The sequence below is a fragment of the Streptomyces sp. NPDC048295 genome (genome assembly GCF_040652135.1).
Taxonomy (GTDB): Bacteria; Actinomycetota; Actinomycetes; order Streptomycetales; family Streptomycetaceae; genus Streptomyces.
The window spans coordinates 78,944-104,298 of the sequence record NZ_JBEZLL010000020.1 but is presented as its reverse complement, the minus strand read 5'-3'; the positions used below and the strand labels follow the sequence as shown (position 1 = coordinate 104,298).

The 25,355-nt window shown below is 72.9% G+C and carries 19 protein-coding genes and 1 tRNA gene; 11 read left to right on the top strand and 9 right to left on the bottom strand.

The window, feature by feature from the left end; translation table 11 throughout:
* Positions 1 to 85: 85 nt before the first annotated feature.
* The 4 genes from AB0D53_RS27195 (at position 86) to AB0D53_RS27180 (ending at position 6,151) form a co-directional block, all read left to right on the top strand.
* A tRNA-Thr gene (locus AB0D53_RS27195) sits at positions 86 to 159 on the top strand.
* Between the two features lie 156 nt (positions 160 to 315).
* Complete coding sequence (locus AB0D53_RS27190) at positions 316 to 1,302, top strand: hypothetical protein (RefSeq protein WP_362451157.1); 987 nt, start codon at positions 316 to 318, stop codon at positions 1,300 to 1,302.
* Positions 1,303 to 1,361: 59 nt separating this feature from the next.
* Positions 1,362 to 3,209, top strand: coding sequence for an HSP90 family protein (locus AB0D53_RS27185; RefSeq protein ID WP_362451155.1), 1,848 nt, complete (start codon positions 1,362 to 1,364; stop codon positions 3,207 to 3,209).
* Positions 3,210 to 3,211: 2 nt separating this feature from the next.
* Complete coding sequence (locus tag AB0D53_RS27180; protein WP_362451153.1) at positions 3,212 to 6,151, top strand: hypothetical protein; 2,940 nt, start codon at positions 3,212 to 3,214, stop codon at positions 6,149 to 6,151.
* 360 nt (positions 6,152 to 6,511) lie between these two features.
* On the opposite strand, the gene AB0D53_RS27175 is transcribed toward AB0D53_RS27180, so the two are convergent.
* Positions 6,512 to 7,192 (bottom strand): phosphotransferase, encoded by a 681-nt coding sequence (locus tag AB0D53_RS27175; protein ID WP_362451150.1) that lies wholly within the window; start codon positions 7,190 to 7,192, stop codon positions 6,512 to 6,514.
* A 184-nt stretch (positions 7,193 to 7,376) separates the two neighbouring features.
* Here AB0D53_RS27175 and AB0D53_RS27170 point away from each other — a divergent pair, with 184 nt between their 5' ends.
* From AB0D53_RS27170 to AB0D53_RS27160, 3 genes are all read left to right on the top strand, one after another.
* Complete coding sequence (locus AB0D53_RS27170; RefSeq protein WP_362451148.1) at positions 7,377 to 8,738, top strand: alpha-lytic protease prodomain-containing protein; 1,362 nt, start codon at positions 7,377 to 7,379, stop codon at positions 8,736 to 8,738.
* A 63-nt stretch (positions 8,739 to 8,801) separates the two neighbouring features.
* Positions 8,802 to 9,638, top strand: coding sequence for a carbohydrate-binding protein (locus tag AB0D53_RS27165; protein WP_362451145.1), 837 nt, complete (start codon positions 8,802 to 8,804; stop codon positions 9,636 to 9,638).
* Between the two features lie 215 nt (positions 9,639 to 9,853).
* On the top strand, positions 9,854 to 10,060 hold the full coding sequence (locus AB0D53_RS27160; protein WP_362451143.1) for a hypothetical protein: 207 nt from the start codon (positions 9,854 to 9,856) through the stop codon (positions 10,058 to 10,060).
* Here AB0D53_RS27160 and AB0D53_RS27155 read toward each other — a convergent pair.
* The 6 genes from AB0D53_RS27155 to AB0D53_RS27130 form a co-directional block, all read right to left on the bottom strand.
* Positions 10,023 to 11,717, bottom strand: a complete 1,695-nt coding sequence (locus tag AB0D53_RS27155; RefSeq protein WP_362451141.1) for a bifunctional 3'-5' exonuclease/DNA polymerase — start codon at positions 11,715 to 11,717, stop codon at positions 10,023 to 10,025. The two genes, AB0D53_RS27160 and AB0D53_RS27155, sit on opposite strands and share 38 nt — an antisense overlap.
* A 108-nt stretch (positions 11,718 to 11,825) precedes the next feature.
* Positions 11,826 to 12,884, bottom strand: coding sequence for a type III polyketide synthase (locus AB0D53_RS27150; RefSeq protein WP_362451139.1), 1,059 nt, complete (start codon positions 12,882 to 12,884; stop codon positions 11,826 to 11,828).
* 492 nt (positions 12,885 to 13,376) lie between these two features.
* On the bottom strand, positions 13,377 to 14,582 hold the full coding sequence (locus AB0D53_RS27145; RefSeq protein ID WP_362451137.1) for a cytochrome P450: 1,206 nt from the start codon (positions 14,580 to 14,582) through the stop codon (positions 13,377 to 13,379).
* A gap of 230 nt (positions 14,583 to 14,812) precedes the next feature.
* Entirely contained in the window at positions 14,813 to 15,844 is a 1,032-nt protein-coding gene (locus AB0D53_RS27140) for a DUF1259 domain-containing protein (RefSeq protein ID WP_362451134.1), read from the bottom strand.
* Positions 15,845 to 15,995: 151 nt separating this feature from the next.
* Positions 15,996 to 18,155 carry an ABC transporter permease gene (locus AB0D53_RS27135; RefSeq protein WP_362451132.1) on the bottom strand — a complete coding sequence of 720 codons (2,160 nt, stop codon included), beginning with the start codon at positions 18,153 to 18,155 and terminating at the stop codon, positions 15,996 to 15,998.
* Complete coding sequence (locus AB0D53_RS27130) at positions 18,149 to 18,958, bottom strand: ABC transporter ATP-binding protein (RefSeq protein ID WP_362451129.1); 810 nt, start codon at positions 18,956 to 18,958, stop codon at positions 18,149 to 18,151. The genes AB0D53_RS27135 and AB0D53_RS27130 overlap by 7 nt, the downstream gene beginning before the upstream one ends.
* A 106-nt stretch (positions 18,959 to 19,064) precedes the next feature.
* On the opposite strand from AB0D53_RS27130, the gene AB0D53_RS27125 reads away from it, so the two are divergent.
* Both AB0D53_RS27125 and AB0D53_RS27120 read left to right on the top strand, forming a co-directional pair.
* Positions 19,065 to 20,267 (top strand): DUF2786 domain-containing protein, encoded by a 1,203-nt coding sequence (locus AB0D53_RS27125; RefSeq protein WP_362451127.1) that lies wholly within the window; start codon positions 19,065 to 19,067, stop codon positions 20,265 to 20,267.
* A gap of 97 nt (positions 20,268 to 20,364) precedes the next feature.
* Complete coding sequence (locus AB0D53_RS27120) at positions 20,365 to 22,536, top strand: FUSC family protein (protein WP_362451124.1); 2,172 nt, start codon at positions 20,365 to 20,367, stop codon at positions 22,534 to 22,536.
* A gap of 18 nt (positions 22,537 to 22,554) precedes the next feature.
* On the opposite strand, the gene AB0D53_RS27115 is transcribed toward AB0D53_RS27120, so the two are convergent.
* Entirely contained in the window at positions 22,555 to 23,040 is a 486-nt protein-coding gene (locus AB0D53_RS27115; RefSeq protein WP_362451122.1) for a hypothetical protein, read from the bottom strand.
* A 265-nt stretch (positions 23,041 to 23,305) separates the two neighbouring features.
* Here AB0D53_RS27115 and AB0D53_RS27110 point away from each other — a divergent pair, with 265 nt between their 5' ends.
* Positions 23,306 to 23,548 carry a DUF397 domain-containing protein gene (locus AB0D53_RS27110; protein WP_037690973.1) on the top strand — a complete coding sequence of 81 codons (243 nt, stop codon included), beginning with the start codon at positions 23,306 to 23,308 and terminating at the stop codon, positions 23,546 to 23,548.
* Between the two features lie 96 nt (positions 23,549 to 23,644).
* Here AB0D53_RS27110 and AB0D53_RS27105 read toward each other — a convergent pair whose 3' ends face one another.
* Positions 23,645 to 24,142, bottom strand: coding sequence for an ATP-binding protein (locus AB0D53_RS27105; RefSeq protein WP_362451119.1), 498 nt, complete (start codon positions 24,140 to 24,142; stop codon positions 23,645 to 23,647).
* 329 nt (positions 24,143 to 24,471) lie between these two features.
* On the opposite strand from AB0D53_RS27105, the gene AB0D53_RS27100 reads away from it, so the two are divergent.
* Positions 24,472 to 25,353 (top strand): helix-turn-helix transcriptional regulator, encoded by an 882-nt coding sequence (locus AB0D53_RS27100; RefSeq protein ID WP_362451284.1) that lies wholly within the window; start codon positions 24,472 to 24,474, stop codon positions 25,351 to 25,353.
* Positions 25,354 to 25,355 lie beyond the last annotated feature (2 nt).

The window sequence follows — 25,355 nt, the reverse complement described above, 5'->3', positions numbered from 1 at the left end:
CCCAGAAAGAGGCTGGTACGGAGCACCCCCGGAAACTGTGTAGACTTGGCGACGCTGCTGATCGCACCATGGTGCGACAGGGCGTGCCGCCTTAGCTCAGTTGGCCAGAGCAACGCACTCGTAATGCGTAGGTCTCGGGTTCGAATCCCGAAGGCGGCTCCGATGAACCCCAGGTCAAGCTATTGGCCTGGGGTTTTTTCGTGGGTGATCTCCGGGGCGGGGCTGTGAAGCATCCGTGAATACTCCGTGGAAGCGATGTCGGTGGGGCCGCTTATGCTGCACCCGACGATCGCGCGGGACCAGGGGAGGGCTCGGATGTTCGGCAAGCTGTTCGGCGGGGGTGGGGAGAGGCCGGCGGCGGATCCGCACGCCCTGCCCGTCCCGCGCAGGCGGAGGAACGGGATGTACACGCTGCGCGCGCTCGGGGACGTGCGGGTGCTCGCGCTGGTGGAGGCGGCCGACGCGGGGGACTGGGCGGCGGTCAAGGCGGCGCTGGTTCCGTTCGACCTCGGTCGTGACCATCAAGTCCTCGGTGAGTTCGCCGACTTGGACGGTGTGCAGGACTGGATCGGCCGCGCCGTCGAGGAGGACGAGGAGCACCGGGCGACGGCCCTGCTGATATCCGGGACGCGCTACATCAGATGGGGCTGGGACGCGCGCACCGACGAGCGTGCCGCGAACGTCACGCAGGAGCAGTGGCGGGTCTTCCACGAGCGGCTCCGGATCGCCGAGGAGCAGTTGCTGGAGGCCGCCGAGCTGCGGCCGGAGTGGGTCACGCCGTGGCGCCAACTCCTCACCTCCGGGCGCGGCATGTCGCTGGGGTCCGCTGTCAACGGGGCCCGGTTCGACGCAGCCCTGCGCCGCGAACCACTGGACAAGGAGATCCACCTCGAATGGCTGTCGCAGTTGCAGCCCCGTTGGGGCGGCGAGCCGGGCCAGGCCCTGGCGTTCGCCCGCGACGCGTTCGCCCGCGCCCCGCAGGGGCACCCGATCGGCTGTGTGATCGCCATGGCGCACATCGAGGAATGGGTCGAGTCGGAGCGTGAGAACTGCCTCGTGACTCCCGGCGTCCAGGCCGAGTTGCGGAACGCGGCCGATCACAGCATCCTCCACCCCGCCTATGTGCGGCGACCGGGCTGGCAGCACGACTTCAACATGTTCGCCATGGCACTGTCGCTGGCCGGTGAGCGCCACACGGTCCGGCGCGTCTTCCAGGCGCTCGACGGCGCCTACACCCGCTGGCCCTGGGTCTATTTCGCGGATCCCGAGAAGCAGTTCGCCCGCCGGCACCGTCGCGTCTGAGCACACGCCGGACCCGGTCCCGCCCGCCATCCGCCGCCTCTCCCACTTCGGACTGCCCGATGAATCTGCCCGACACCGCCACGACCCCGCCCGGCGCCGATCGCACCTTCCAGGTGGATCTGCGCGGCCTCGTCGATCTCCTCTCCCACCACCTCTACTCCAGCCCCCGCGTCTATCTGCGCGAACTCCTGCAGAACGCGGTGGACGCGCTGACCGCGCGGCGCGGTCTCGAACCGGACGCCTCCGCCGACGCCTTCGGTATCCGCCTGTACGCCGACGGTTCGGTGGTACGTGTCGAGGACGACGGCGTCGGTCTCACCGAGGCCGATGTGCACACCTTCCTCGCCACGATCGGCCGCAGCAGCAAGCGCGCCGAACGGATCGCCGAGCAACGCGGCGACTTCATCGGCCAGTTCGGAATCGGCCTGCTCTCCTGCTTCCTGGTCGCCGACGAGATCCATGTCCTGAGCCGCTCCGCCCGCACCCCCGAAGCACGTGCCGTGGAGTGGCGGGGGCGCGGCGACGGCAGCTACACCGTCCGCACCCTGCCCGCATCCGCCCGCCCCCGGCCCGGTACCACCGTCACGCTGACACCGCGCGCCGACACGGGCGAGTGGACCCGGCCGGCGCGGGTGCACTCGCTGGCCCGGCACTTCGGCTCGCTGCTGCGGCACCCGGTGACCTTCGACGACGGCACGGGCGGCCGGAGCGTGGCCGTCAACCCGGAGCCCGCGCCCTGGGCACGTACGTACCCCACGCCGGGAGCCCGTTCCCGGGCGCTGGCCGCGTACGGCGAGGAGGTCTTCGGGTTCACGCCGCTGGACACCATCGAGCTGGATCTGCCGGCCGTGGGGCTGAAAGGCATCGCGTGCGTGCTGCCCGAGGCGGTGCCGGCCGGGCGCCGACACGGCCATCGCGTGCACGTCAAGGGCATGCTGCTGTCCGAGCAGGCCGAGGAGATCCTGCCCGAGTGGGCGTTCTTCGTCCGCTGCGTCGTCGACGCCGAGAGCCTGCGCCCGACGGCGTCACGCGAGTCCCTGTACGAGGACGACACGCTCGCCGCCGTTCGCGAGGCCCTCGCCGAGCGGCTGCGCGCATGGATCGCCCGGGCCGCCGCCAGCGACCCGGACCTGCTCGGCCGCTTCCTCCAGGCCCACCACCTGGCCGTCAAGTCGCTGGCGGTGCACGACGACGAGATCCTGCGGATGCTGCTGCCCTGGCTGCCGTTCGAGACCACCGACGGGCACGCCACCCTCGACGAGTTCGCGCGCACCCACCGCACCGTGCTCGTGACGTCCAGCGTCGAGGAGTTCCGCCAGGTCGCGGCGATAGCCTCGGCCGCCGGGCTCGGCGTCGTCAACGGCGGCTACACCTACGACCGTGAGCTGGTCCACCGGCTCCCCGAGATCAGGCCCGAGGTCAGCGTCGCCGACCTCGACCCGGCGACCCTCACCGCCCATCTGGACCCCGTCGACCGGGAGACGGAACTGGCCGCCATGGCGTACCTGGCTCTGGCCCGCGACGCCCTCGCCGTCTTCGACTGCGATGTCGCGCTGCGCACCTTCCAGCCCGCCTCCGCCCCCGCCCTCCTCGTGGACAGCCGCGAGGCCCGGCACGAGCGCACCCGCTCCCAGCTCGCCCGTGAGCAGGAGGGCGGCCTGTGGGGCGACATCCTCGGCGCCCTGCGCCAGGAGGCCCCGCGGGCCCAGCTGATCCTCAACCAGCTCAACCCGCTGGTCCGCGCCGCCGTCGCCATCGACGAGCCCGAGCTGGCCCGTACCAGCGCCGAAGCCCTCTACGGACAGGCCGCGATGCTGTCCCGGCGTCCGCTCAGGCCCGCCGAGTCGAGCCTCATCAACCGCTCCTTCCTCGACCTTCTCGCCCACGCCCTCCGCAAGGACAGCTGACGATGCCGACCGCACCCCAGACCACCGACGAGCTGTACCAGGCGCTCCAGGAGAACGACCGGCGCTCCTACGGCCGCCTCCGCACCGTCACGGCCGAGGAACTCGTGGACGCCGCCGAGCAGTTCGAGGAGCCCCTCCCGCTCGTCGACGCGCTCTTCGAACTCCACGAGGCGTACACCTACGGATCCGAACCCCGGAAGTCTCCCGTCGTCTTCGCCCGCCTGCTCACCCTCTTCGACGAGCAGCCCGATGTCTTCGACGAGCGCCGGCGCCACACGCTGTTCTGGCGGTTCAAGTGGGTGGCCGGCGCCCTTCGCGAGCTGCCCGAGATGCCGCTGGCCAGCCTGCGCCAGTGGCTGAAGGAGATGCGCGACCGCTACTCGAAGGCCGACCTGGGCCTCCAGCCCTATTACGGAGAGGCGTTCCAGCTCGCCGTCCACGTCGGCGAGGACACCACCCTCGCCTACGAGCTGTGGGCGGGACGTCCACGGACCCGGCTCAGCGACTGCGAGGCCTGCGAGATCGGCGAGCTCGCCCTGCACCACCTCGCGGCGGGCGACGACGAGCGGGCGCTGAGCACCTGGGAGCCCGTCCTGGCCGGGAAGGAGTCCTGCCAGGAGGAGCCGGCCCGCTCCGCCTCGCACGCGCTGCTGCCCCTGCTGCGCACCGGCCATACCGACCGGGCCCGCGAACTGCACCTCGCCGGCTACCGCGGGTGCCGCCGCAACCCCTCGATGTCCCGGGAGGTCGGCCGGCACCTGGAGTTCTGCGCGCTGACCGGGAACGAGGCACGCGGGCTGGAGCTGCTCGCCGAGAACCGGAGCCTGTTCGACGAGGTGGACTCGCCGCTGGACCTGTTCGACTTCCTGACCGGCGTGGAGGTCCTCCTCCAGCGCGTCGACGACCTCGGCCACGGAGAGCTGCCCGCCGCCGGATACGCGGGCCGCACGTGGACGGTGGCCGCACTCCGTGCCGAGGTGCGCGGTCGCGCCGACGACCTCGCCGCCCGCTTCGACGCCCGCAACGGAACCACGGCCCACACCGACCGCCGCAGGGCGCGTCTCGACCGTGCCCCGCTCCTGGAGTCGCTGGAGCTGACCCTGCGCACCCGCGGCCTCGACGAGGCGCCCCAGGCCGTCGCGGTCGCCGCGCCCGCCCCTCGTACGGCCGCCGCCGTCCCGGAGTCGCTGCCCGAACTCATCCGGCGCGCGAGGGAGTTGGACGAGCAGGGGCATCCGGACGCCCAGGCATGCTGGGAGCGGCTGCGCACGCTCGTCGCCGCCGGCGGCTACACCCACCCCGACGACCCGGCCGTGGGCCCGCTCGTACAGCTGCGCGCGGATCTGCTGGCCGACGAGGCGAGTCTGGTGGGCGACAAGGAAGAGTTCGCCGACGCCGCCGCTCTCTACGAGGAGGCCGCGGGGCTGTACGAGGACGCCGGAGTGCCGGGTGACGCGGTGATCGCCCGCGCCTGCGCCCTGTTCGCCACCGCCGAGATCCCCGCGGAGGGCGAAGGCGCGGACAGGGCCGGGGCGATGGCCGCCGCGCTGACCGATGCCCACGCGGCCGTGGTCCGGCTGCACGAGGAGACGTCGGGCCTCGCCCCGTACCAGGAAGCCCGCCTGCTGCGGCTGCGGGCGACCGTGCTCGGCATGCGCCTGCAGACGTCGGGCAGCGAGGAGCACGTCGCGCCGGTCTTCGCCGAGGTGGACCTGCTGCACGCGTTCGCCACCCGCCACGACCTCGGCGGGCAGATCTCCGGCGCCCTCCTGCTGCGGGCCGGCACGTACGCCCTCTCCGGCGACCTGCCCGCCGCGGTCGCCGGGATCGACGGCCTCCTCGGCCGGCTGAAGGAGCACGGACCCGCCTGGCACCTGCCCCGTGCGCTCGGACTGCGCGGCCGGATCCAGATCGGGCTCCAGGACGCGCAGGCCGCGCACGCGGACCTGACGGAGGGCCTGCGACTGGCCGCCGGCTGGCCGGGCGGCGTGACCGAAGCCGCCCGGTTCCACAGCGATCTGGCCGAGGCCTGCATGCACCTCGGGCGCCCCGACGAGGCGCTGCGGCACCTGACGCGCTCGGCGGAGCTGAACCTGCGCGGCGGCAGCCGGACGGACGCGTTCTGCACCTACAGCAACGCGGCCCAGCTCTGCCTCGACCTGGGCCGCGTCGAGGACTGCATCGCCCTGCTCGACTCCCTCCTGGCCGAACCGGACGTCACAGCCGGAGAGCTGGACGACCGGCTCGTCGCCCAGCTGCGCCTGACCCGGGCCCGCGCGCTGCACGCGGGGGAGGACCTCAAGGCCGCGACGGCGGAGTTCGTCGCCCTCGCGGCCGAGTCGGCCCGCTGGGACGACGACCAGGGGAGCCACGCCATGATCGCCGCGGAGACGGCCGTACTCCTCGGCGAGTCCGGCGAGTTCGGCCGGGCCCGCGAGGTCGTCGACCAGGCGCTCGCCGCCCATGCGCGGGCCCCGCGCTATGAGCAGCTCAGCAACTGCCTGCGCGAACTCGCCCGCCTCCAGGCCCAGCAGCAGGGCTCCGACGGCCTGGCCGACGCACTGTCCCACCTCGCCGAGGCGGGCCGGATCGCCGACGAGGCCCGCGCCGACGGGTACCAGGCCCGCGGCCGGTCCCTGGACACCGCCCTGGCCTACGAGCACGGGCGGGTCAACGCCTACGCCGGTGAGTGCGATGCCGCCCTGGCCGCACTGGAGAAGGCCCTCGCCCTGCTCGGCGATCCGGGGCAGGAGGAGGACCACGCCGGTGAGTGGGCGGAATGCGTCCGTCTCGCCGCCGCCGTGGAGGGCATCTACCTGGAACGCCCCGCCCCCGCCCTCAACCGCCTCGACGCGGCGGTCTCCCGCCTGTCCGCCCTCGGCCACACCGAGGAGGCCGAGCCGCTGGCCTCGTTGGCGAACCGGCTGCGCGACGGGGGGTGACGAGGAGGCGCGGCGCTGCCGCGTCCCGTCGGGGTACGAAGCCCCGGTCGGTGTATTCGCCGGAGCCGGAGGCGGCCCTTGGTCGTGCTTCTGGGTACGGCCAGGGTCGCCCCCGACTCCGGTCGTGCTCCTCGGTGCGACCAGGGGCCGCCCCCGGCTCCGGTAGTGCTCCTGGGTACGACCAGGGTCGCTCCCGACTCCGGTCGTGCTCCTCGGTACGGGTACCGGCCACCGGCCACCGGGGTTCGGTGCCGAGCACCCTCTTCGGCGAGGCGATCACCCGCATCGTGACCCCGCGGCACGTCCTTGCGCTGCCCGCCCCGCCCGGCCCGCCGTGCTGCGGGCCCGGCGGGGCGGTATTCAGGCCGTCAGTTCCGTTATCAGGGATGCCGCCTCACCGATGAGTGCCACCTCGTGCGGGCTCATCGTGGGGTTGGCGGCGCGTTGTGCGGCGGCCTCGGCGAGGTGATGGGCGGGGATTCCGCCGGACGCGGAGAGGTGCGGCAGCAGGGCGTCCAGCAGGGCGCGGGCGCCCGCCGCCGCGCGGGAGCGGGGGTCGACCGCCACCTGGGCCAGGATCAGGGACGACATGGCACGGTCCGCGGCCGGAGCACCCTCCCGGGTGTTGCTCCAGTCGATCACCACCGGGCCCCGGTCCGTCAGCATCACATTGCCCGGATGCAGGTCGAGATGGAGGATCCGGTCCTCGGGGTGCGGGGAGAGCCGGGCCGGAACGGTGTGGAGTTCGGCCAGCAGGCCGGCCAGCACGGCCGCCGCGTCGGGCGCCGACAGGCCGCCGCCCAGCAGGGAGTCCAGCATCGTCGGGCCGGTCAGGCGTTGCAGCATCAGATCGCAGGGGGGCGTCTCGGCGTCCCTGGGGCCGAGACGGGGGAGCGGGTAGCCGTGTGCGCCGAGATAGGACATGACGATCCATTCGGGAGTGGCGTCCATGCCGTCGCGGTAACGGCGCAGGACCCACTTCTCGTCGAGTGCATACACATCGGCGGACCGCCCCGCACCCAATAGCTCACCAATTCGCATGGGGCGAACCTACGGGGACGGACGCCGGGTGCGGTGGTGTGGTGGCGGTACGGGGCCTACGTCGCTGGTCAGGGGCCCCATAACGCGAAGTGAGGGGGCGGACGGGATCTCCTGGGGGTGACGTGTACGCGGCTACCTTGGCGGCAATTCCCCCGAAGTCAAGGAGAGTTCCGTGGAGAGATCCATGCTCCGCAGACGTGCCCTGGCCGCGTGTACCGCCACCGTGGCCGTCGGTGTGCTCGCGCTGGCAGGCCTGACCGGCAGCGCCTCCGCCGACCCGGCCCCCGACCTCCGTACCCCCACCGCCACCGGGGCCGAGCAGCTCTCGCCCGGTCTGCTGAAGGCCATGCGGCGCGATCTCGGGCTGACCGCCGACCAGGCGCGCGCCCGGATCGGCCAGGAGGCCCGGGCGGCGGCCGTCGCCGCCGGGCTGAAGCGCTCGCTCGGCGCGGACTTCGCCGGCGCCAGGGTGAGCGGTGACGACGCGGCCCTGACCGTGGCCACCACCGACGCCTCGGACGCCGCCCGGATCCGCGAGGCCGGTGCCAGGCCCGTCGTCGTCGAGCACAGCCAGGCCGAACTCGACGCGGCCAAAGCGGCGCTGGACCGGGTGGCGCTGCGCGACGCCCCCTCGGGCGTGCCCGTCTGGTACGTCGACGTGGCCACCAACCGGGTCGTCCTGGAGGCCGCCCGCACCTCCGCCGCCGATCGGTTCCTCGCCGGTGCGGGGGTGTCGCGCGCCCTGGTGACGCTGCGTCAGTCCATGGCACAGCCACGTACGTTCACCGATCTGCGGGGCGGTGACGCGTACTACATGAACGGCTCGGGGCGCTGCTCCATAGGCTTCCCGGTCAAGCGCGGCAGCAGCCAGTCCGGCTTCGTCAGCGCCGGGCACTGCGGAACGCCCGGGGTCAGCACCAGCGGCTACAACCAGCAGGCGCAGGGTTCCTTCCAGGGCTCCACCTTCCCCGGCCGCGACTACTCCTGGGTCGCCACCAACACCGGCTGGACGCCGCGCGCCCTGGTGAACGGCTACGGCAACGGCGATGTGACGGTCACCGGGTCCACCGAGGCGCTGGAGGGGGCGTCGGTCTGCCGCTCCGGATCGACGACCGGCTGGCACTGCGGGACGGTGCAGCAGCGCAACACCAGCGTCACCTACCAGGAGGGCACCGTCTCCGGGGTCACCCGCACCAATGTGTGCGCCGAACCCGGTGACTCCGGCGGCTCGTTCATCTCCGGCAGCCAGGCGCAGGGCGTCACCTCCGGGGGCTCCGGCAACTGCTCCCAGGGCGGCACGACGTACTTCCAGCCGGTGAACCCGGCGCTCCAGGCGTACGGGCTCACCCTGGTCACCAACGGCACCCCGACCGACCCGCCCACCGACCCGCCGACCGAGCCGGGCGGCACCTGGGCGGCGGGCACGACCTACGCGGCGGGCGATGTCGTGACGTACGGCTCCGACAGTTACCGCTGCCTCCAGCCGCACCTGGCGCAGCCGGGCTGGACGCCGCCGAACGTGCCGGCCCTCTGGGCGCGCGTCTGACGGCCGTCCCGCGGACCAGCTCTGTGTCATGCACGTGCCCTTCCCCGACCCGAGGAATCAGCCATGACCCCAGAAACGCCCGAAGGCACCGACGGCGAAGTCCGCCGGATCAGCCGGAAGACCCTGCTCAAGGCCGCTCTCGTGGCCGGCACCGTCCCGCTGCTGGCGGGCGGAGGCGTCGCGCTGGCCCGCGATGCCGGGACCGGCGGCCGGCCGCTGGCCCCCACGCCGAACTGCGACGACGGTGACGGCCCGACCCACGACCAGATCGAGGGCCCCTACTTCAAGCCCAACTCCCCGCTCCGCACGAGCCTGGTGACCGGCAGCACGCCCGGTGTCCGGCTGACCGTGAGCGGCTATGTCTTCGGGCGGGCCTGCCAGGCCATCCCCGGAGTGCTCCTGGACTTCTGGCAGGCCGACACCAACGGCGCGTACGACATGAGCGGATTCGCCTTCCGCGGCCACCAGTTCACCGACCAGTCGGGGGCCTTCAGCCTGACCACGATCGTGCCGGGGCTGTACCCGGGGCGCACGCGCCACATCCACGTCAAGGTCCAGGCGCCCGGCTCGGGCATCCTCACCACCCAGCTGTACTTCCCCGACGAGCCGCGCAACAACACCGACTCCCTCTTCGACCCGGCGCTCCTGATGAACGTCCGGGACGCCGGATCGGCGAAGCAGGGAACGTTCGACTTCGTCCTCGACGTCGCCCAGACCCCGACCGATCCGCCCACCGATCCGCCGACCGACCCGCCCGGCTCCACCTGGGCGGCCGGGACGCTCTACAGCGCGGGAGACCGCGTCACCTACGGCGGCGTCGCCTACCGCTGTCTGCAGGCGCACTCGGCCATGACCGGCTGGGAACCGCCGAACGTCCCCGCGTTGTGGGAACGCGGGTAGACACGCGGACCGGCGGGGCGCACGCCGCGCCGGGTCCGGGCCGGACGCACCATTCGGCCCGGACCCCTTCCCGTCCCCCTCTCCGTCACTCTTTCCCGGTCCCTCGCCCCCGGTTCCTGTCGGGGCGGGGGACCGGGCGGCGGAGTAGCCTGGATGCGTACGGCTCCCGGTGAGCCGCTCGGGTCGGCCTGCGCATCGAAGGGGGCCGGTATCGCATGGACACCTTGGTCATGATCGTGGTCGTCCTCGCGATGATCGCGATCGCGGCGTTCGTCATCCATCTGCTCAACGCACGGCACCGGCATCAGCATCTGCGTCCGGCGCACTACGACCACGGTCTCGCCGGGTTCGACGAGGAGCCGGGCAGCGGGCCGGACAAGGGTCCTACTTCGCGTCCGAATAGCGCTCCACCACCGCCGTAGTGAACGGAAAACGCACCGGGGTCCCGCCGAAGGCGGTCCGCCCGGCCAGCTCACCGGCCGCCCGGATCGCCGCCACCACCGCCTCCGCCTCCTCGCGGGGACAGTGCACGATCACCTCGTCGTGCTGGAAGAAGACCAGCTCGGCGCGGAGGCCCGCGGAGCGGAGCGAGCCGCGCAGCGCGGCCAGGAGCAGCAGTGCCCAGTCGGCCGCGCTGCCCTGCACCACGAAATTGCGGGTGAAGCGGCCGCGCGCGCGGGCGTTCGTCGATGCGTACCCAGGAGTGAACCCGCCGTCTGCGGAGGGCGGGTCGGCGCTCTCCTGCGGGATGCCGGCCTCCTCGTACGCCCCGCTCCCGGCCGCCGGGGGACTGGTCCGGCCCAGCCACGTCCGTACGAGACGTCCCTCCTCGCCCGCCTTCGCGGCATCGTCGACATAGGCCACGGCCTGCGGGAATCTCCGGCGCAGGGCGGCCAGGTTCTTCAGGCCGTCGCCCGAGGTCTGGCCGTAGACCGCGCCGAGGAGCGCGAGCTTGGCGTGGTCCCGGTCGCCGTGGAACGCCCGGTCCGACAGGGCCGTGTACAGATCGCCGTCATGGCCCGCCACCTCCATCAGGCCGGGGTCGCGGGAGATCGCGGCGAGCACCCGGGGCTCCATCTGGTCGGCGTCCGCGACGACCAGGCGCCAGCCCTCGTCGGCGACGACCGCCTGCCGTATCACCTTGGGGATCTGCAGCGCCCCACCGCCGTTGGTCGTCCAGCGGCCGCTGACCGTGCCGCCCGGCAGGTACTCGGGGCGGAAGCGGCCGTCGCGCACCCAGTCCTGGAGCCAGCTCCAGCCGTGCGCCGTCCAGATCCGGTACAGCTTCTTGTACTGGACGAGGGGCTCCACCGCCGGGTGGTCCAGCTCCTCCAGCTCCCAGCGGCGGGTGGACTTCACCTTGATGCCGGCCTGCGCGAAGGCCTTCACCACGTCGGCGGGGAGGTCGGGGCGGACCCGTCTGCCGAAGGCGGCCGACACCTCGTCGGCCAGCTCGGCCAGTCTGCGGGGCTCGCCGCCGCCCGCGTAGCGCTCGCCGAGCAGATCGTGGAGGACGTCCCGGTGGACGTCGGCGCGCCAGGGCAGACCGGACCGGTTCATCTCGGCGGCGACCAGCATTCCGGCCGACTCGGCGGCCGTGAGCAGGCGCATTCTGCCGGGGTGCTCGGCGGCGTCGTGACGGCGGAGCTGGTCGGCGTAGACCTGGAGGAGGCCGTCGAAGGGCAGCCGGGTGCCGGACCGGGGTTCGAAGAGCGAGGACTGCGAGCCGGGCTCCGCGGAGCGGGGCGGGGGATCGGGCGGCACGGGGGCGTTGTGCAGGCGGGCGTGGGCGGCGGCCGCCGACCGGGGCTCGCCGAGGCGGCCCTCGTGGGCGAGCAGGAGGGATTCGGCGACCTCGATGTCGTAGCAGCGGCTCAGGGGGACGCCGGCCGCGAGCAGCCGCGGGTAGATCTCGGCGGTGGAGCGCCACACCCAGCGGGTGACGTCCGGGCGGGCGCGGACCGCCGCCACGAGGTCGGGCTCGGTGACGACTGGGGCGGCGGGCAGGCCGGAGGGAGTCAGCGGGGCCAGGAGGGCGCCGCCGGTCTCCGTCATGGCCAGAGCCCAACGTTCGGTCATGCCTTCGAGTCTGGCACCCGGTACTGACAACGCACGGCGGGCGGGCGGTGCGTGTCCCCCGGTCCGCGGGTGCCGGGGACGGCACCGGGACCGGGGGAGCGAAGAGCGTCAGGAATCGGATTCGGAGGTCCAGGTGCCCAGGGAGATCTCGGCGGTGATGCCGGGGCCGAAGCCGGCCATCAGGCCGCGGTGCCCCTCCAGGGCCGAGGCCTCGTCGAACATCCGGCCGAGGGCGTCGAGCACCACGGCGCTGGCTATGTTGCCGTACTCGGTGAGCGTGGCCCGGCTGAAGCGGAACGCCTCGGGCGGCACGTCCAGGAAGCGGCTCAGGTCGTCCAGGATGCGCGGGCCGCCCGCGTGGATGATGTAGAAGTCCATCTTGCCGGCGTTCCACTGGTGCTCCTCGGCGACCGCCTCCAGGGCCGGGGCGAGGGGTTCCATCGTGCCGGGCACCCGCTTGTCGAGCTGGAAGTGGAACCCGGTGGACCGGACCGCGTAGGAGATCCAGTCCTCGGTGTCCGGAATGACGAACGAGCCGTTGCGTTCCAGGCGTACCCCCGTGCCGCCGCTGCCGCGGAGCACGACGGCGGCTATGCCGTCGCCGAACAGCCCGTTGGACAGCAGCGATCCCACGCCGAGGTCGGTGGGCTGGTAGCAGAGCGAGCAGAACTCGCAGGCCACGATCAGCACATTGGCATCGGGGTAGGCCGTGCAGAAGTCGTGTGCCCGGTTGACGGCCGCGCCGCCCGCCGCGCAGCCGAGCTGGGCGATCGGCAGCTGCCGGGTCTCCGGCCGGAAGCCCATCTCGCCGATGAGCCACGCGGTCGCCGGCGGCATCATGAAGCCGGTGCAGGAGACATAGACGATCAAGTCGATCTGCCGCGGCTCCAGTTCGGCCTGGTCGAGCGCCCGGCGGACGACCTCCGGAACCCGGGCCTTGGTGTGCTCCTCGTACGTCACACTGCGGGCGTCGAACCCCGGGTGCTGCAGCACCTTGTCGATCGGCTGGATCAGATGCCGCTTCTGCACCCCGGTGTGTTCGATCAGACGAAGGACCAGGTCGATCTGCGGATGGTCGCCGTGCAGCCGTTCGGCCAGCTCAAGGGTTTCCTCGTTGGTGATGACGTACTCGGGAACCGCGATGGCCGGCTTGCAGAGAACCGCCATGGAACTCCTCCTAGCGGACTTGGTCCACACGGCCGGCCCGAGGGGTTCCGGGGCGTTCGCCTGCCGGAGACGGCCACTGCGGCTCCGTCGCGCGCGGCGTTGCGCGGACGGTGGAGCGCTGGTGGATTCCGGCGCCGGGTCAGGTACCCCTGGAACGGGCGCGGACGGGCCGACCTCGAAGACTGAGTTCCAGCCGTCTCATGGGCGGAACCAGGTTCCGCCACGGCTGGGTGGCCGTCGGATTCACGCTACGGCAGGCGGACCGGGGCCGCACGTCGAGCGCAGGGAGGCGCGCTTCGGGGCCGTACGCGGAGGGTGCGGGGCCCGGCGCGCGGCGGTTTTCGTGCCGGGGGTCTGCGGGGCGTCCGGCGCCCCGCGGACCCCCGGGTTGCCGCCGGCCAGGGGCCGGCGCATCATCGAGGGCGGCCCGGCGTCGGCCGCGGCCACGACGGGTGAGCCGTCCAGGACGGGCGGATCACCCGCGCTCCCCGGTCACCAGGTGACGGGCAGTTCCAGGGGATAGCGCCAGATCGACGTCTTGTTCCAGCGCACTTCCTCGGCCGGTGTCGCCAGCTTCAGGGCCGGGAAGCGCCTCAGCAGCGTTCCGATGGCGACCTCCAGCTCCGTGGCGGCGAGCGGGGCGCCGAGGCAGTGGTGCCCGCCCCATCCGAAGGTCATGTGGGACGTGCCCTGACGCTCCAGGTCCAGCTCGTCGGGGCGGTCGAACTTCCGGGCGTCGCGGTTGGCCGTCAGATAGGAGACGTGCACGATGTCCCCCTCCCGGATCCGCACCCCGCTCAGCTCCACGTCCTCAAGGGCGACGCGGGGGATGCCGACGCCCTTGCGGAAGGGGATGAAGCGCAGCAGCTCCTCGATGGCCTGCGGGAGCATCTCGGGGCGCTCGCGCACCATGGCGAGCTCGTCGGGCCTGGTGAGCAGTGTGTAGGCGATGTTCCCGATCTCGTACGTGGTGGTGTCCTGGCCGGTGATGAGCAGGACCATGGCCATGACGGTCAGTTCCTGGTCGTTGAGGATCTCGTCCCCGTCGCGCGCGGTGGCCAGTGCGCTGATCAGGTCGTCGCCCGGGTTGGCGCGCCGTTCGGCGGTCAACTCGTCGAAGTATGCGCGGAGTTCGGCCTTGGACCGGATCGCCGCGTCCTTGTTCTCGACCGTGGTGTCCATCATGGTCCGGGCGTGACCGCGCAGTTGTGCGCGGTCGGCCTCCGGGATGTCGAGGACCTCGCAGATGGTGGTCAGCGGCAGCGGGGCGGCCAGGTGCTCGAACAGGTCGGCCGGGGCGCCGTGCTCCTCCATGCGGTCCAGCAGCTCGTCGACCACGTGCTGCGTACGCACCCGCATGCGCTCCATGTGGCGGGGGGCGAAGCCCTTGGAGATCAGGCTGCGCAGCCGGCTGCTGCCCGGCGGGTCCATGACGTTGATCGCTTCGTCCTGGACGATCGGCTCAGGGGTCATGCGCGGGAAGTTCCGGCCGATGATGGCGCGGCGGCTGAAGCGCCGGTCGGTGGTCACCGTACGCACGTCGTCGTAGCCGGTGACGAGCCACGCCTCGCCGTCGCCGTGCGGGAGGCGGATGCGGGAGACGGGTTCTTCGGTCATCAAGTGCCTGAGCACCGGGTCGAATTCGAGGGCCTCGGCGTAGTCGAACGGGCAGTGCCGGGCGCCGGCGACTGGTTCCATGCGGAGCTCCAGAGGGGGATCTGACGGGTGGTTCATGGCAGGTGCGGGCTGGACGGGACATGGGTGCCCGGTCGCCCGCGGGGCCACGCGCCGGTCCGGGCCGATTGGTCCATATGCAGAACGGATTCGACGGTGCCGGTCGCTGGACCGGCGCAATGCGGTCCGGCGACCGGCACGGGGCCGGTGAATCCGCACGGGCCCGATGGCGTACGGCCGGTGCGGCCGGGGTCTCAGGTGTTCGGTACGACGTCGGTGGCGTCCACCGCGGGGCGCAGGGCGCGGGCGAGCTCGACGCCGTCGCCCACCGCCCAGAAGTGGGTGAAGAACAGGCGGGGGTCCTCCGAGAGATGGTGGTTGTGCAGTTCGACGAGCTTGATCCCACCGCGTCGCAGGGCCCGCAGCACGTGCGGGACCTCGTCGGCGCGCATGGCGCAGTCGCCGCTGAGCGCGGCCCGGCCGCCGCCCACCGGCTGGAAGTTGAACGCGCTGGTCGACCCCAGGCCGGGAGGCAGGATCAGATGGCCGTCCGCGATGGTCTCGCGGCGGACGAAGAGGATCTTGTAGAGCCCGTCCTCGATGGTGCCCTTGGTGCCGAGCGCCGCCTCCATGCCTGCCATGTCCAGGTCGACCGGGGCCGGGGGCAGCGGCGGCGCGGGCGGCGGGGTGCCGGTGCGGTCGAGGCCCGCACGCAGCCCACGGGCCAGGGCCACCGCGTCGTGTCCGTGTCCGTGGACGTGGGTCCACCAGAGGTCGGGGGTCTGGGCGAGCAGGTGCTTGTGGAGCGCGGCCTGCTCGATCCCGTGCGCCTGCCAGGCGTCGGTCACCCGCTGGAGCTCCTGTTCGGTGACCACCACGTCGCCCATGAGCATCGAGGTGCCGTCGGCGTAGCGGACGAAGGCCACATGCGTACCCAGCGCGAGCCCCGGGGTGACGACGACGCCGTCGGAGACCACGTGGAGATCCCGCCTGGGGAAGCCCGTGTGGTAGATCGTGTCGCGCAGCATGTTGCCGGGGCGGCCCAGCGCTTTCGCTACGTCCGCCCAGTCGTCGAGGCCGGTCGGCACCGGCCTGACCCGCTTTCCGTGCCCGTCCTCTCCGTGCCCGTCCTTCCCATGCCCCGCCCCGGTCGCCCCGGTGCGCAGCGCATGGGCGGGGACGGGGTTCGCCGCCGCCAGTACGGGCGCGAGGGCGGCGGCGGCAAGGAGCCGCCGTCGTGACGTGATCGCCCGTGCGCCGCCGTCCCGCTGTCGGTCTCCGGTCATCCTCTGATCGCCTCCATGGGTCGCCTGCTCGCCTTCATGGCGAGATGAAAGCATGCGAAATCGTGATGAAAGGATGAAAGCGGATACATCGTCAGCGGGTGCCTCTGGATGGACTAAACGCGTTGTCCGGCCGGGTCCCGGACCCGGTTCCTCAGCCCGTCCGCCGCGAGCGGCGCCGCACCGCGCGCGGCAGCACCGCCGCCCCCACCGCGACCAGCGCGCACACCCCCGCCGCACCGCCCATCAGCGCCCACGGCACCGACACCACGACCGGCGCCGACACCGAGGCCAGCGCGGCGGCCAGGCCCGCCAGGTGCACCGCGGTCACCGCCAGGCCGAGCAGCGCCCCGAGCCCGACCGCGAACAGGGTCTCCCCGGCCACCACCGCGAGGACCCGCGGCCGGGTGGCGCCGGCCAGCCGGAGCGCGGTCAGCTCCGAGGACCGTACGGACCCCGCCATCACCATCGTGTTGGCCAGCGCGATCAGGGTGTAGACCAGCGCGATGCCCAGGATCACGGCCAGGCCGGTCCGGGTCTGCGGACTCGTGCGGGGGTACGTCGCGGCCAGCCACTGCTCCGTCGTGCGCACCGTGCCGCCGGTCGCCCGCAGCCGCTCGGCGACCCGGTCGCGGTCGGCGCCCGGCGCGAGGCGTACGTCGATCCGGTCCACGGCTGCCGCCGGGGCGTTGGCCCGGGTCACATAGGCCCCGTTGTTCCCCGTGCCGAGCGTCAGCACCGCCACGATCCGCAAGGAGGCCGGCCGCCCGTCGCCGAGCCACACCCGTACCACCGAGCCGACCGTGTGCTGCTCCCACTCCTCGTTCACCACGATCGAGCCGTCGTCCAGATCCCCGGGGTCGCCCGCCACCACCGGCAGCCGCGCGACCCGCGCCAGGGCCTTCGCGTCGTCCACCGCGCGGGCCTCGGAGGTGATCAGCGCGGAGCCCTCCTCGCGCACATGGACGGCGGTCGGGGCGGAGGCGGACAGCGTGGCGCCGGGCACCGGACGGACCCTCAGTTCCTCACCCGTCACCACCAGATCGGCCCCGGTGCGCTCGCGCGCCTCCGCCGCCTTCGCGGCCGGGACCGTCATCGCGGAGCCGGCCACCGAACCCGCCAGCGCCACGGTGATCAGCACCGGAGCGGCCACCGCGGCCGTACGCCGCAGCGCCGCCGAGACATTCGCGGTCACCAGCATCCCGGTCGCGCCCGGCAGCCGGACCAGCCGGGCGAGCGGGCGCACGAGCAGCGGCGCGAGCAGGGCGACGGCGGTGATCAGGACCATCGGCCGGGTGATGTACGTCTTCCGCTTCAGCAGCGCGGACGGGTCGCCGACGAGGGACTTCGCCATCAGGAACGCGGCCGCCGCGAGCAGGACGAGACCCAGCAGCCGGCGGACCGGCGGGAGCACCCCCGTATCGGCATCGGCCTCGCGCAGCGCCTCGGCGGGGCCGGTCCTGCCCGCCCGCCGCGAGGCCGCCCAGACCCCCGCGAAGGCCACGGCCAGTCCGGCCCAGAAGGCGGCGTGGAGCGGCCAGGCGGCCGGCCGGACGGTGAACCAGGACGGCGCCATCCCCTCGTCGACGAGCACTCCGGCGAGCAGCGGCGCGCCCAGCCGGCCCAGGACGCACCCGGCGGCGGAGGCCAGGACGCCGACCACGGCGGCCTCCGTCAGCAGCAGCCGCCGCAGCTGGCCCGGGGTGGCGCCCGCCGTGCGCAGCAGCCCGAACTCGCGCCGCCGCAGCGCCACCGCGAAGGCGAACGTCGACGCGACGACGAAGACCGAGACGAAGGCGGTGAGCCCGCCCGCGGTGCCGAGCAGGACGTTCGCGCTCAGCAGCGCCTCGGCGTCCCGTTCGGTGGCCGGGTCGGCCCGGCGGCGGTCGTCCCCGGTGAGGACCAGGGCGCGGTCGCCGACCACCCGGCGCACCTCGGCGGCGGGCGCGTCCACACCCACGGCGTCGGGCGCGTGCCGGGCGCGTACGGCGTCCCCGCCGTCGTCCCGCGTCACCGGGCCGAGCCGCCGGAGCTCGTGCAGGAGTTCGATATCCACAGGGTGTGGATGAGCGAGCCTGCGGCTGACCTCCGCTGTGGACGGCCCGCGCCGCACCCGCACGGTCAGGGTGTCGTCGCCCATCACCACCACCGGCGACGCGGCGAAGCGCCGGGGCGCCCGGTCCGGGGCGTCGAGGGTCGAGGCGAGGCCGAGGCCCATGGTCGCGATCAGCCCCACGCCCAGCGCGAGCGCGACGAAGGTGCCGACGAGCACGGTCCAGCGGGTGCGCAGGGAGGCCAGGGCGACGGTCAGCACGACGCCTCCCGCGCACGGTCCGCGACGGACCCGGCGGCGGCCCGCTGCCCGGCGGCACCGCGCCCCTCCGCCATCCGGGCCGCGATCCGCTCGGCGCCGGGGCCGGTCAGGTCGTCCGCCACCCGTCCGTCGACCAGGAAGACCACCCGGTCCGCGTACGCCGCGGCCACCGGGTCGTGAGTGACCATCACGACCGTCTGCCCCTCCACGTCCACCAGTTCCCGCAGCATCTCCATCACCCCCCGGCCCGTCGCGGTGTCCAGCGCACCGGTCGGCTCGTCCCCGAAGAGCACCGCGGGACGGGTGATCAGCGCCCGCGCCAGGGCCACCCGCTGCTGCTGGCCCCCGGACAGTTCGCCGGGCCGGTGCCGCGCCCGGTCCGCGAGACCGACCCGGGCCAGGGCGTCCCGCACCTCGTTACGGGACGGGCGGCGCCCCGCGAGCCGCAGCGGCAGCGCGACGTTCTGGGCGGCGGTCAGCGAGGGAAGCAGGTTGAACGCCTGGAAGACGAAGCCGATCCGGTCCCGGCGCAGCAGCGTCAGCCGGCGCTCGCTCAGCCCGGTCAGCCCCACCCCGCCCACCTCGACGGTGCCGGACGTCGGCCGGTCGAGCCCGGCCGCGCAGTGCAGCAGCGTGGACTTGCCGGACCCGGACGGGCCCATGACGGCGGTGAAGGTACCGGCCCGGACGGTGAGGTCGATGCCGTCGAGGGCGTCTACACCGCCGTAGGAGCGGCGCACGGAGCGAAGCCGTACGGCGTCGGCGGCACCCGGGAACGTGACGGAAGCGCGGGAGGAGGTCATGCCCTCGATCGAAGCGTCTCCGCGCCCCGCGATCACGACCACCAGAGCCCGTCCACGGGGTGGGGCCAGCCCTACCCCGCCGCACCGCCCTGCCTACCCTGACCTCATGGAACCGGTGACCGACCAGGCATTCGCGGCAGCGCTCTACTCGGACGGCGACGCCGGTCTCGACACCGGGGCCTCCCTTCTCGCCGCCGACCCGACGGCCGACGCGGAACTGTTCCGGCGCGGCGAGGAGTTCGTCCGCCGGGCCTGGGAGCGCGGCTGGCAGCCCGCCGATGTCATACGCCTCGTCCGCCGCGAGCTCGACGAGCACGCGGCCGGCCTCGCCGCCGGGCTGATCGGCTCGGAGACCGCACGGTACGAGCGGCTCCCGCCGCGCTGGCGGTCCCAGCTCGACGCGCTCCCGGACGCCCCGCCCCGCAACCGCCCGGACCGCTTCTCCTACGCCGGTGCCGTCCTCGGCCTGTACCGGCTGCTGCTCCGGCTCCCCGCCGTCGAACCGGTCGGGCCCCCGCCCGGCGCCGCCCCGCACGGACTCCGGCTGCCGCCCGCGCACGACGAGCCCCGGATGCTGACCCGGATCCGCGCCCTGCTCGCCAAGGCGGAGGCGACCGGCTTCCCCGAGGAGGCCGAGGCCCTCACCACCAAGGCGCAGGAGCTGATGGCCCGGCACTCCATCGACGAGGCCCTGCTCGCCGCCCGTACCCACAGCAAGGAGGCGCCGGGGGCGTGCCGGATCGGGGTCGACGCGCCGTGCGAGACGGCGAAGGCGATCCTGCTCGACGCGGTCGCCGCCGCGAACCGCTGCCGTGCGGTGTGGAACAGCGACCTCGGCTTCTCCACGGTGGTCGGTTTCGAGCCGGACCTGGACGCCGTGGAACTGCTCTACACCTCCCTGCTGGTGCAGGGCACGGCGGCGATGACGAGGGCGGAGGCGGGCCAGCGGGCCGGCGGCCGCAAGCGGACCAAGACGTTCCGGCAGTCGTTCCTGATGGCGTACGCCCAGCGGCTGGGCAGCCGGCTCGCCGCCGACACCGCCCGTGTCACCGCCGAGGCCGGGGCCGGGACCGAGGGTGGGAGCGGTGCCGGACCGGCCGGATCCGGCAGTCCTGGGCTGCTCCCGGTGCTCGCCGCCCGCGACATGGCCGTCACGGACACCGCCGAGCGGATGTTCCCCGAGACCACGACCACCCGGGTCCGGGGCGCCACCGACCTGGACGGCTGGACCCATGGCACGGACGCGGCGGACCGGGCGCGGATGGGCGGGAGCGGTCCGGAGCTGCGCGGCGGACGCGGGAAGCGGTAGGCGCCGCCCTCGCGGACGCGGGAAGCGGTGGGTGCCGCCTCTGCGAGCCGATTTCCGACAACTCGGGCCAAACGGTAATTCCGGTTAGGCTCTGGGCATGAGCTGGCTCCGGGCGCTGAAGGGGACCGCGCGCTCGGGGCTGTCGATCGAGCGGCGCCGCCTCGAACCGCTCATCGCGATCCGGGGCGCGGCCGGTCTCGCCCTCGTCATCGGGATCAGCCTCGCGTTCTTCGGGCCCGTGGTCGCCGCGAGCTCCGCGTTCGGCGCGTTCCAGGCCGCCATCGCCACCTTCCAGCGCAGCTGGCGGCCCCGGCCCGTGCTCGCCCTGGTCTCCGGGGCGAGCCTCGCCGTGTCGACGTTCCTCGGCTATCTCACCGGCGCCCGGCTGCCGCTCTTCCTCGCCCTGCTGGTGCTCTGGACCTTCGTCGCGGGCCTGGCCTGGGCGGCCGGGCCGACAGCCGGCATCATCGCGGCGTCGAACGTGGCGATCATGCTGGTCACGGTCACCCTGCCCACCTCCGTCGCCAACTCGGCCGTGCACGCCGCGATGATCCTGTTCGGCGGAATCGTGCAGGCGGCGCTGATCGTCCTGTTCCCGGTACGCAGATGGGGCGCCCAGCGCGACGCGCTGGCCGACGCGCTGGCCGCCGAGGCCGACTACGCCCGCCGGCTGCGCCACGACCCGCTCGCCCCCTTCGACCCGGTGCCTCTGATGACGGCCCGCAGCGCGGCGGCGCTCACCCCGCGCCAGGCCCGCCGCCGGCCGCCCGAGCTGCAGGGCCCGCGCGGGGTCGCCGAACGGATCAGACCGGTGCTCGCCTCGCTCGCCGACCCCTCGCTGGGCGTGCCGTCCGAAGGGCCGGAGCGGGAACGGGTCCGCGAACTGCTCGCCGCCGCCGGATCGGTGCTCGACTCGGCCGCCCGCGCGATCCGGCACGGCGACCCGGTCGAACTCGCCCCGTCCGCGGTGGCCGTGCTGAAGACCCCGGACACCGGCACGCTCCTCACCGGCCCGCCGCTGCGCGCCGCCGACCGGCTCGGCGCACTGCTCTCCGACGTCATCGAGACGGCCGAGGGCGAAGGCACGAAGGAGCAGGACGCCAGGGCCGAGGAGGCCGCCGAGGCCATCAAGGCGCCCGCGGACGGTACCCCGGCCGCCCCGCACCGCCCCCGCCCCACCCTGCTGCGGCTGGTCCCCGTCGTCCTGAAGGCGATGCGCGCCGAACTGCGCCCGGGGTCACCGATCCTGCGGCACGCCGTCCGGGTCTCCGTCGTCGCGGCCGGCGGCTACCTCATCGGCACCGCGCTGCCGTTCGGGCACGGCTACTGGGCGCCGATGGCCGCCGTCATGGTGATGCGGCCGGAGTTCTCCCAGACGTACGCGCGGTCCGTGGCCCGGTTCGGCGGCACGATCGTCGGTGTCTCGCTCGCCACCGCGATCGTCCAGACCACCCACCCCGGTGTGACCCTGGCCGCGATGCTCTCCGTGCTCTGCGCCCTGCTGATGTATCTGCTGATGCGCACCGGGTACGTGGTCGGCCAGGCCTGCGTCTCGGCGTATGTCGTCTTCCTGCTCGGCATGGCGGGCGACAGCTGGTCGCAGACCGTGCTCGAACGGGTCGTCCTCACCCTCGCGGGCGGCCTCCTGGCGATGATCTCGTACGCCCTCTACCCGGCCTGGGAGACGCCGAGGCTCCGCGGCAGGCTCGGCGACTGGCTGAAGGCGGACGGGCGGTACGCCGCCTCGGTCGTCGACCAGTACGCCGAACCGGCCGCGCGCGGCCACGACGACGTGCGCTCCGCGCTGCTCGACACCCGCGAGGCCCGGGTCGCCTGGCAGGAGGCGCTGGCCACCGCCCAGCACGAACCGGTGCGCAACCGCGGCCTCTCCCGCGCCGCCGCCGACGACACCCAGCACGCGCTCGCCCAGCTCGGCCGGGCCGCGATGCTGCTGGAGGCCCATCTGCCGGGCGGCGGCGCCACCCCCGTACCGGACGCGGCGCGCCTGGCGGAGGCGCTGCGCCGGGCCACCGAGCAGGGGGCGAAGGCGGTGCGGGAGCGGCGGGTGCCGGACTGGACCGAGGTGCGCGAGGCGCTGGCGGAGTGGGACGCGCGGCAGCGCACCGACGAGGACGGGGCGGACCCCTTCGTACGGGAAGGGGCCCACCTCCTCCTCGAAGCCCTGGAGGAGTTCTCCCGGGGGCTGGACGGGAAGCCGGAACCGAAACCGGAGCCGGACTCGAACCCGCCCGGAGACCAGGCGGCCTGACGGGGCGTCCGGTCCACGTCAGGAGGTCGGCAGGCCCTCCAGGTCCGGCAGGCCGGACGGCAGCGCACCCGGCGCGGTCTTGGCCAGGGTGTCCCTGACCCCGCTGCCCCAGGACACCACGACCGTCCTGCCGTCATTGGACTCGACGGACCCCGTGGTGCGGTCGTCGCCGCCGTCGACGCACTTCAGCGCGAGCGTCACCCTGCCCGTGCCCTGTACCGTGCCCGTGCAGGCATGCTGCTCGGTGACGAGCACGGCCTTCCCCGACGACACCGACAGGACGACCGCCTTGCCGCCGGTCCTTCCCGCCCAACCGCCCTCCAGGTCGGCGGCGTTCGAGCCGGAACCGCTCCCGTCGCCACCGGGGGCCGGGGTGGTCCGCCCGGCGCCGGGGCCGCCGGCCGGTCCGTCGTTCTTCTCGCCGTCACTGCTGCAGCCGGTCAGTGCCACCGCGGTGAGGATTCCGGTGGCGATCACGGCACCGGTACGTGCGACTCCGTGCATCTGCAATTCCCCCTTGCCGACGAAAGACCGGGCCAAGTTATCAGCGTGAAACGTCGGGATGGGGAGCTCGAACGGGGGTAGACGGAGCCGAAACGCCGCCGGATACGTCTGTTCATGTGGAGGTCCGTACGGAGTAAAGCTGTAATCGCGAGAACACCCCGCGTGCACGTGCATCGGCCCATGCATCTGCCCATGCAGGGAAATTTGAACAGAGCTATGATCCGAGACAGTTGACACTTGCACCTTGCAACTCGGGGAGCGTCCTGTGCACCACGTGTACAACGGCATGGCGGCCACAGAGCTTCGCGGAGTCGTCTGGCAGAAGAGCAGACACAGCAACTCCCAGGGTTCCTGCGTGGAGTTCGCGAAACTGCCCGACGGGGATGTGGCGATGCGGAATTCGCGCCATCCCGACGGGCCGGCGCTGGTCTATACGCCGGCCGAGATAGAGGCGTTGCTGCTCGGGGTGAAGGACGGGGAGTTCGACCACCTCATAGCGGGCGGCTGAACGCACCCCACGGGCCGGTGTCCGGCCCGGACCGCCGGCCGCGGGCCCTCCCGCCCGGCATGGTCCAGGCGAGAGGTCTCGTCGAGGCCGGCCGCGTCACACGCCGTCGGAGAGCCGGAACAGCGCCCAGACCACCTTGCCGCGCGGTGCCGACAGCATGCCCGGGGTCTCCGGCTCCGGCGACGGGTGCCAGCCCCAGGAGTCGCTGAAGGACTCCACGAGGAAGAGACCGCGCCCGGACTCGGCGCAGTCCGGCGCCTCGGAGGCGACCGGGCTCTCCCGACTGGGGTCGCGCACGGCGCACACCAGGCGCGAGCTCCAGCGCATCAAGTGCAGCCGTACCGGCGGATCCTGGGGATCCGGCGCGATGCTGTCCGAGGGCAGGGCATGCCTCAGTGCGTTGGTGACGAGTTCGGAGACCACCAGTGCGACATCGTCGAAGCGCTCGGAAAGGCCCCATCCGTTCAGCGTCGCCCGGGTGAACCGCCGTGCTCCGCCCACCGCTTCGTACCGGGCGGGCAGGGTGCAGGTCGCCGATCCGGAGACGGCTGAGGGATCGATGGGGGGAAGCCCCTGCCGTAACGGCTCGAGCATCGTCGATCCATTCGTCCCCATGCGAGGCACTCCCGGGATTCGCGGCTGTATCAGTACTGCGGGGGGTACAGCGGCACAACACGAACGAGCACGCAGGTGCGCGAGCCCCATGGTTCCCAATGCGTTGGGCAGATGCAAGGGCAGATGCACGTGCACGCGCCTGACCTGTCCGAACCCGTGCCGGTTCTTGGTCATTTCTTCCCATGGGTATTTTCGCAGCTTTCTGGAAGGCTTCTCATTTCCGTAATCGAATGAGTACGGGCTGAAGCGTTTTGATGGCAGAATCCGGCACTTGGGGTTTCGGGGGGAGCCCCGGTGTCCAGGAAGCGATGGGGAGGACCGGGCCAGTGGCGGCAGGCGAGTCGAGTGGATCGGTGGTGCGGCGCATCCTGCTGGGCTCGCAGCTCAGGCGGCTGCGCGACTCGCGCGGCATCACCCGTGAGGCGGCCGGCTACTCCATCCGGGCTTCCGAATCGAAGATCAGCCGCATGGAGTTGGGACGGGTGAGCTTCAAGGCCAGGGACGTCGAGGACCTGCTCACGCTCTACGGAGTCACGGACGACGCGGAGCGGGACGCTCTGCTCGGCCTGGCCCGTGAAGCCAACGTGGCAGGCTGGTGGCACAGTTACGGAGACGTGCTGCCCGGCTGGTTCCAGACATATATCGGCCTGGAGGGCGCGGCGTCGCTCATCCGGGTGTACGAAGTCCAGTTCATCCACGGCCTGTTGCAGACCGAGGCCTACGCGCACGCGGTCGTCACCCGCGGCATGGGCGCCGCGCCCGCCGTCGAGATCGACCGCCGCGTGGCGCTGCGGCTGGAGCGCCAGAAGGCCCTCGTCTCCGAACGCGCCCCCCACTTCCATGCCGTACTGGACGAGGCGGCACTGCGCCGACCCTACGGTGACCGTGAAGTGATGCGTGGGCAATTGCGGCATCTGATCGAAATGTCTGAACAGCCCAACATCACTCTCCAGGTCATGCCCTTCAGTTTCGGTGGGCATGCCGGCGAGGGCGGTTCTTTTACGATGCTGCGATTCCCCGAATCCGATCTGTCGGACATTGTCTATTTGGAGCAGCTGACAAGTTCGCTCTATCTGGACAAGGCCGAGGACGTCGCCCAGTACGAAAAGGCCATGACGCGGCTGCACGAGGACAGCCCGGGGCCCGAGGAGAGCCGCGATCTGCTCCGTGGTCTGCTCCAACTCATCTGATT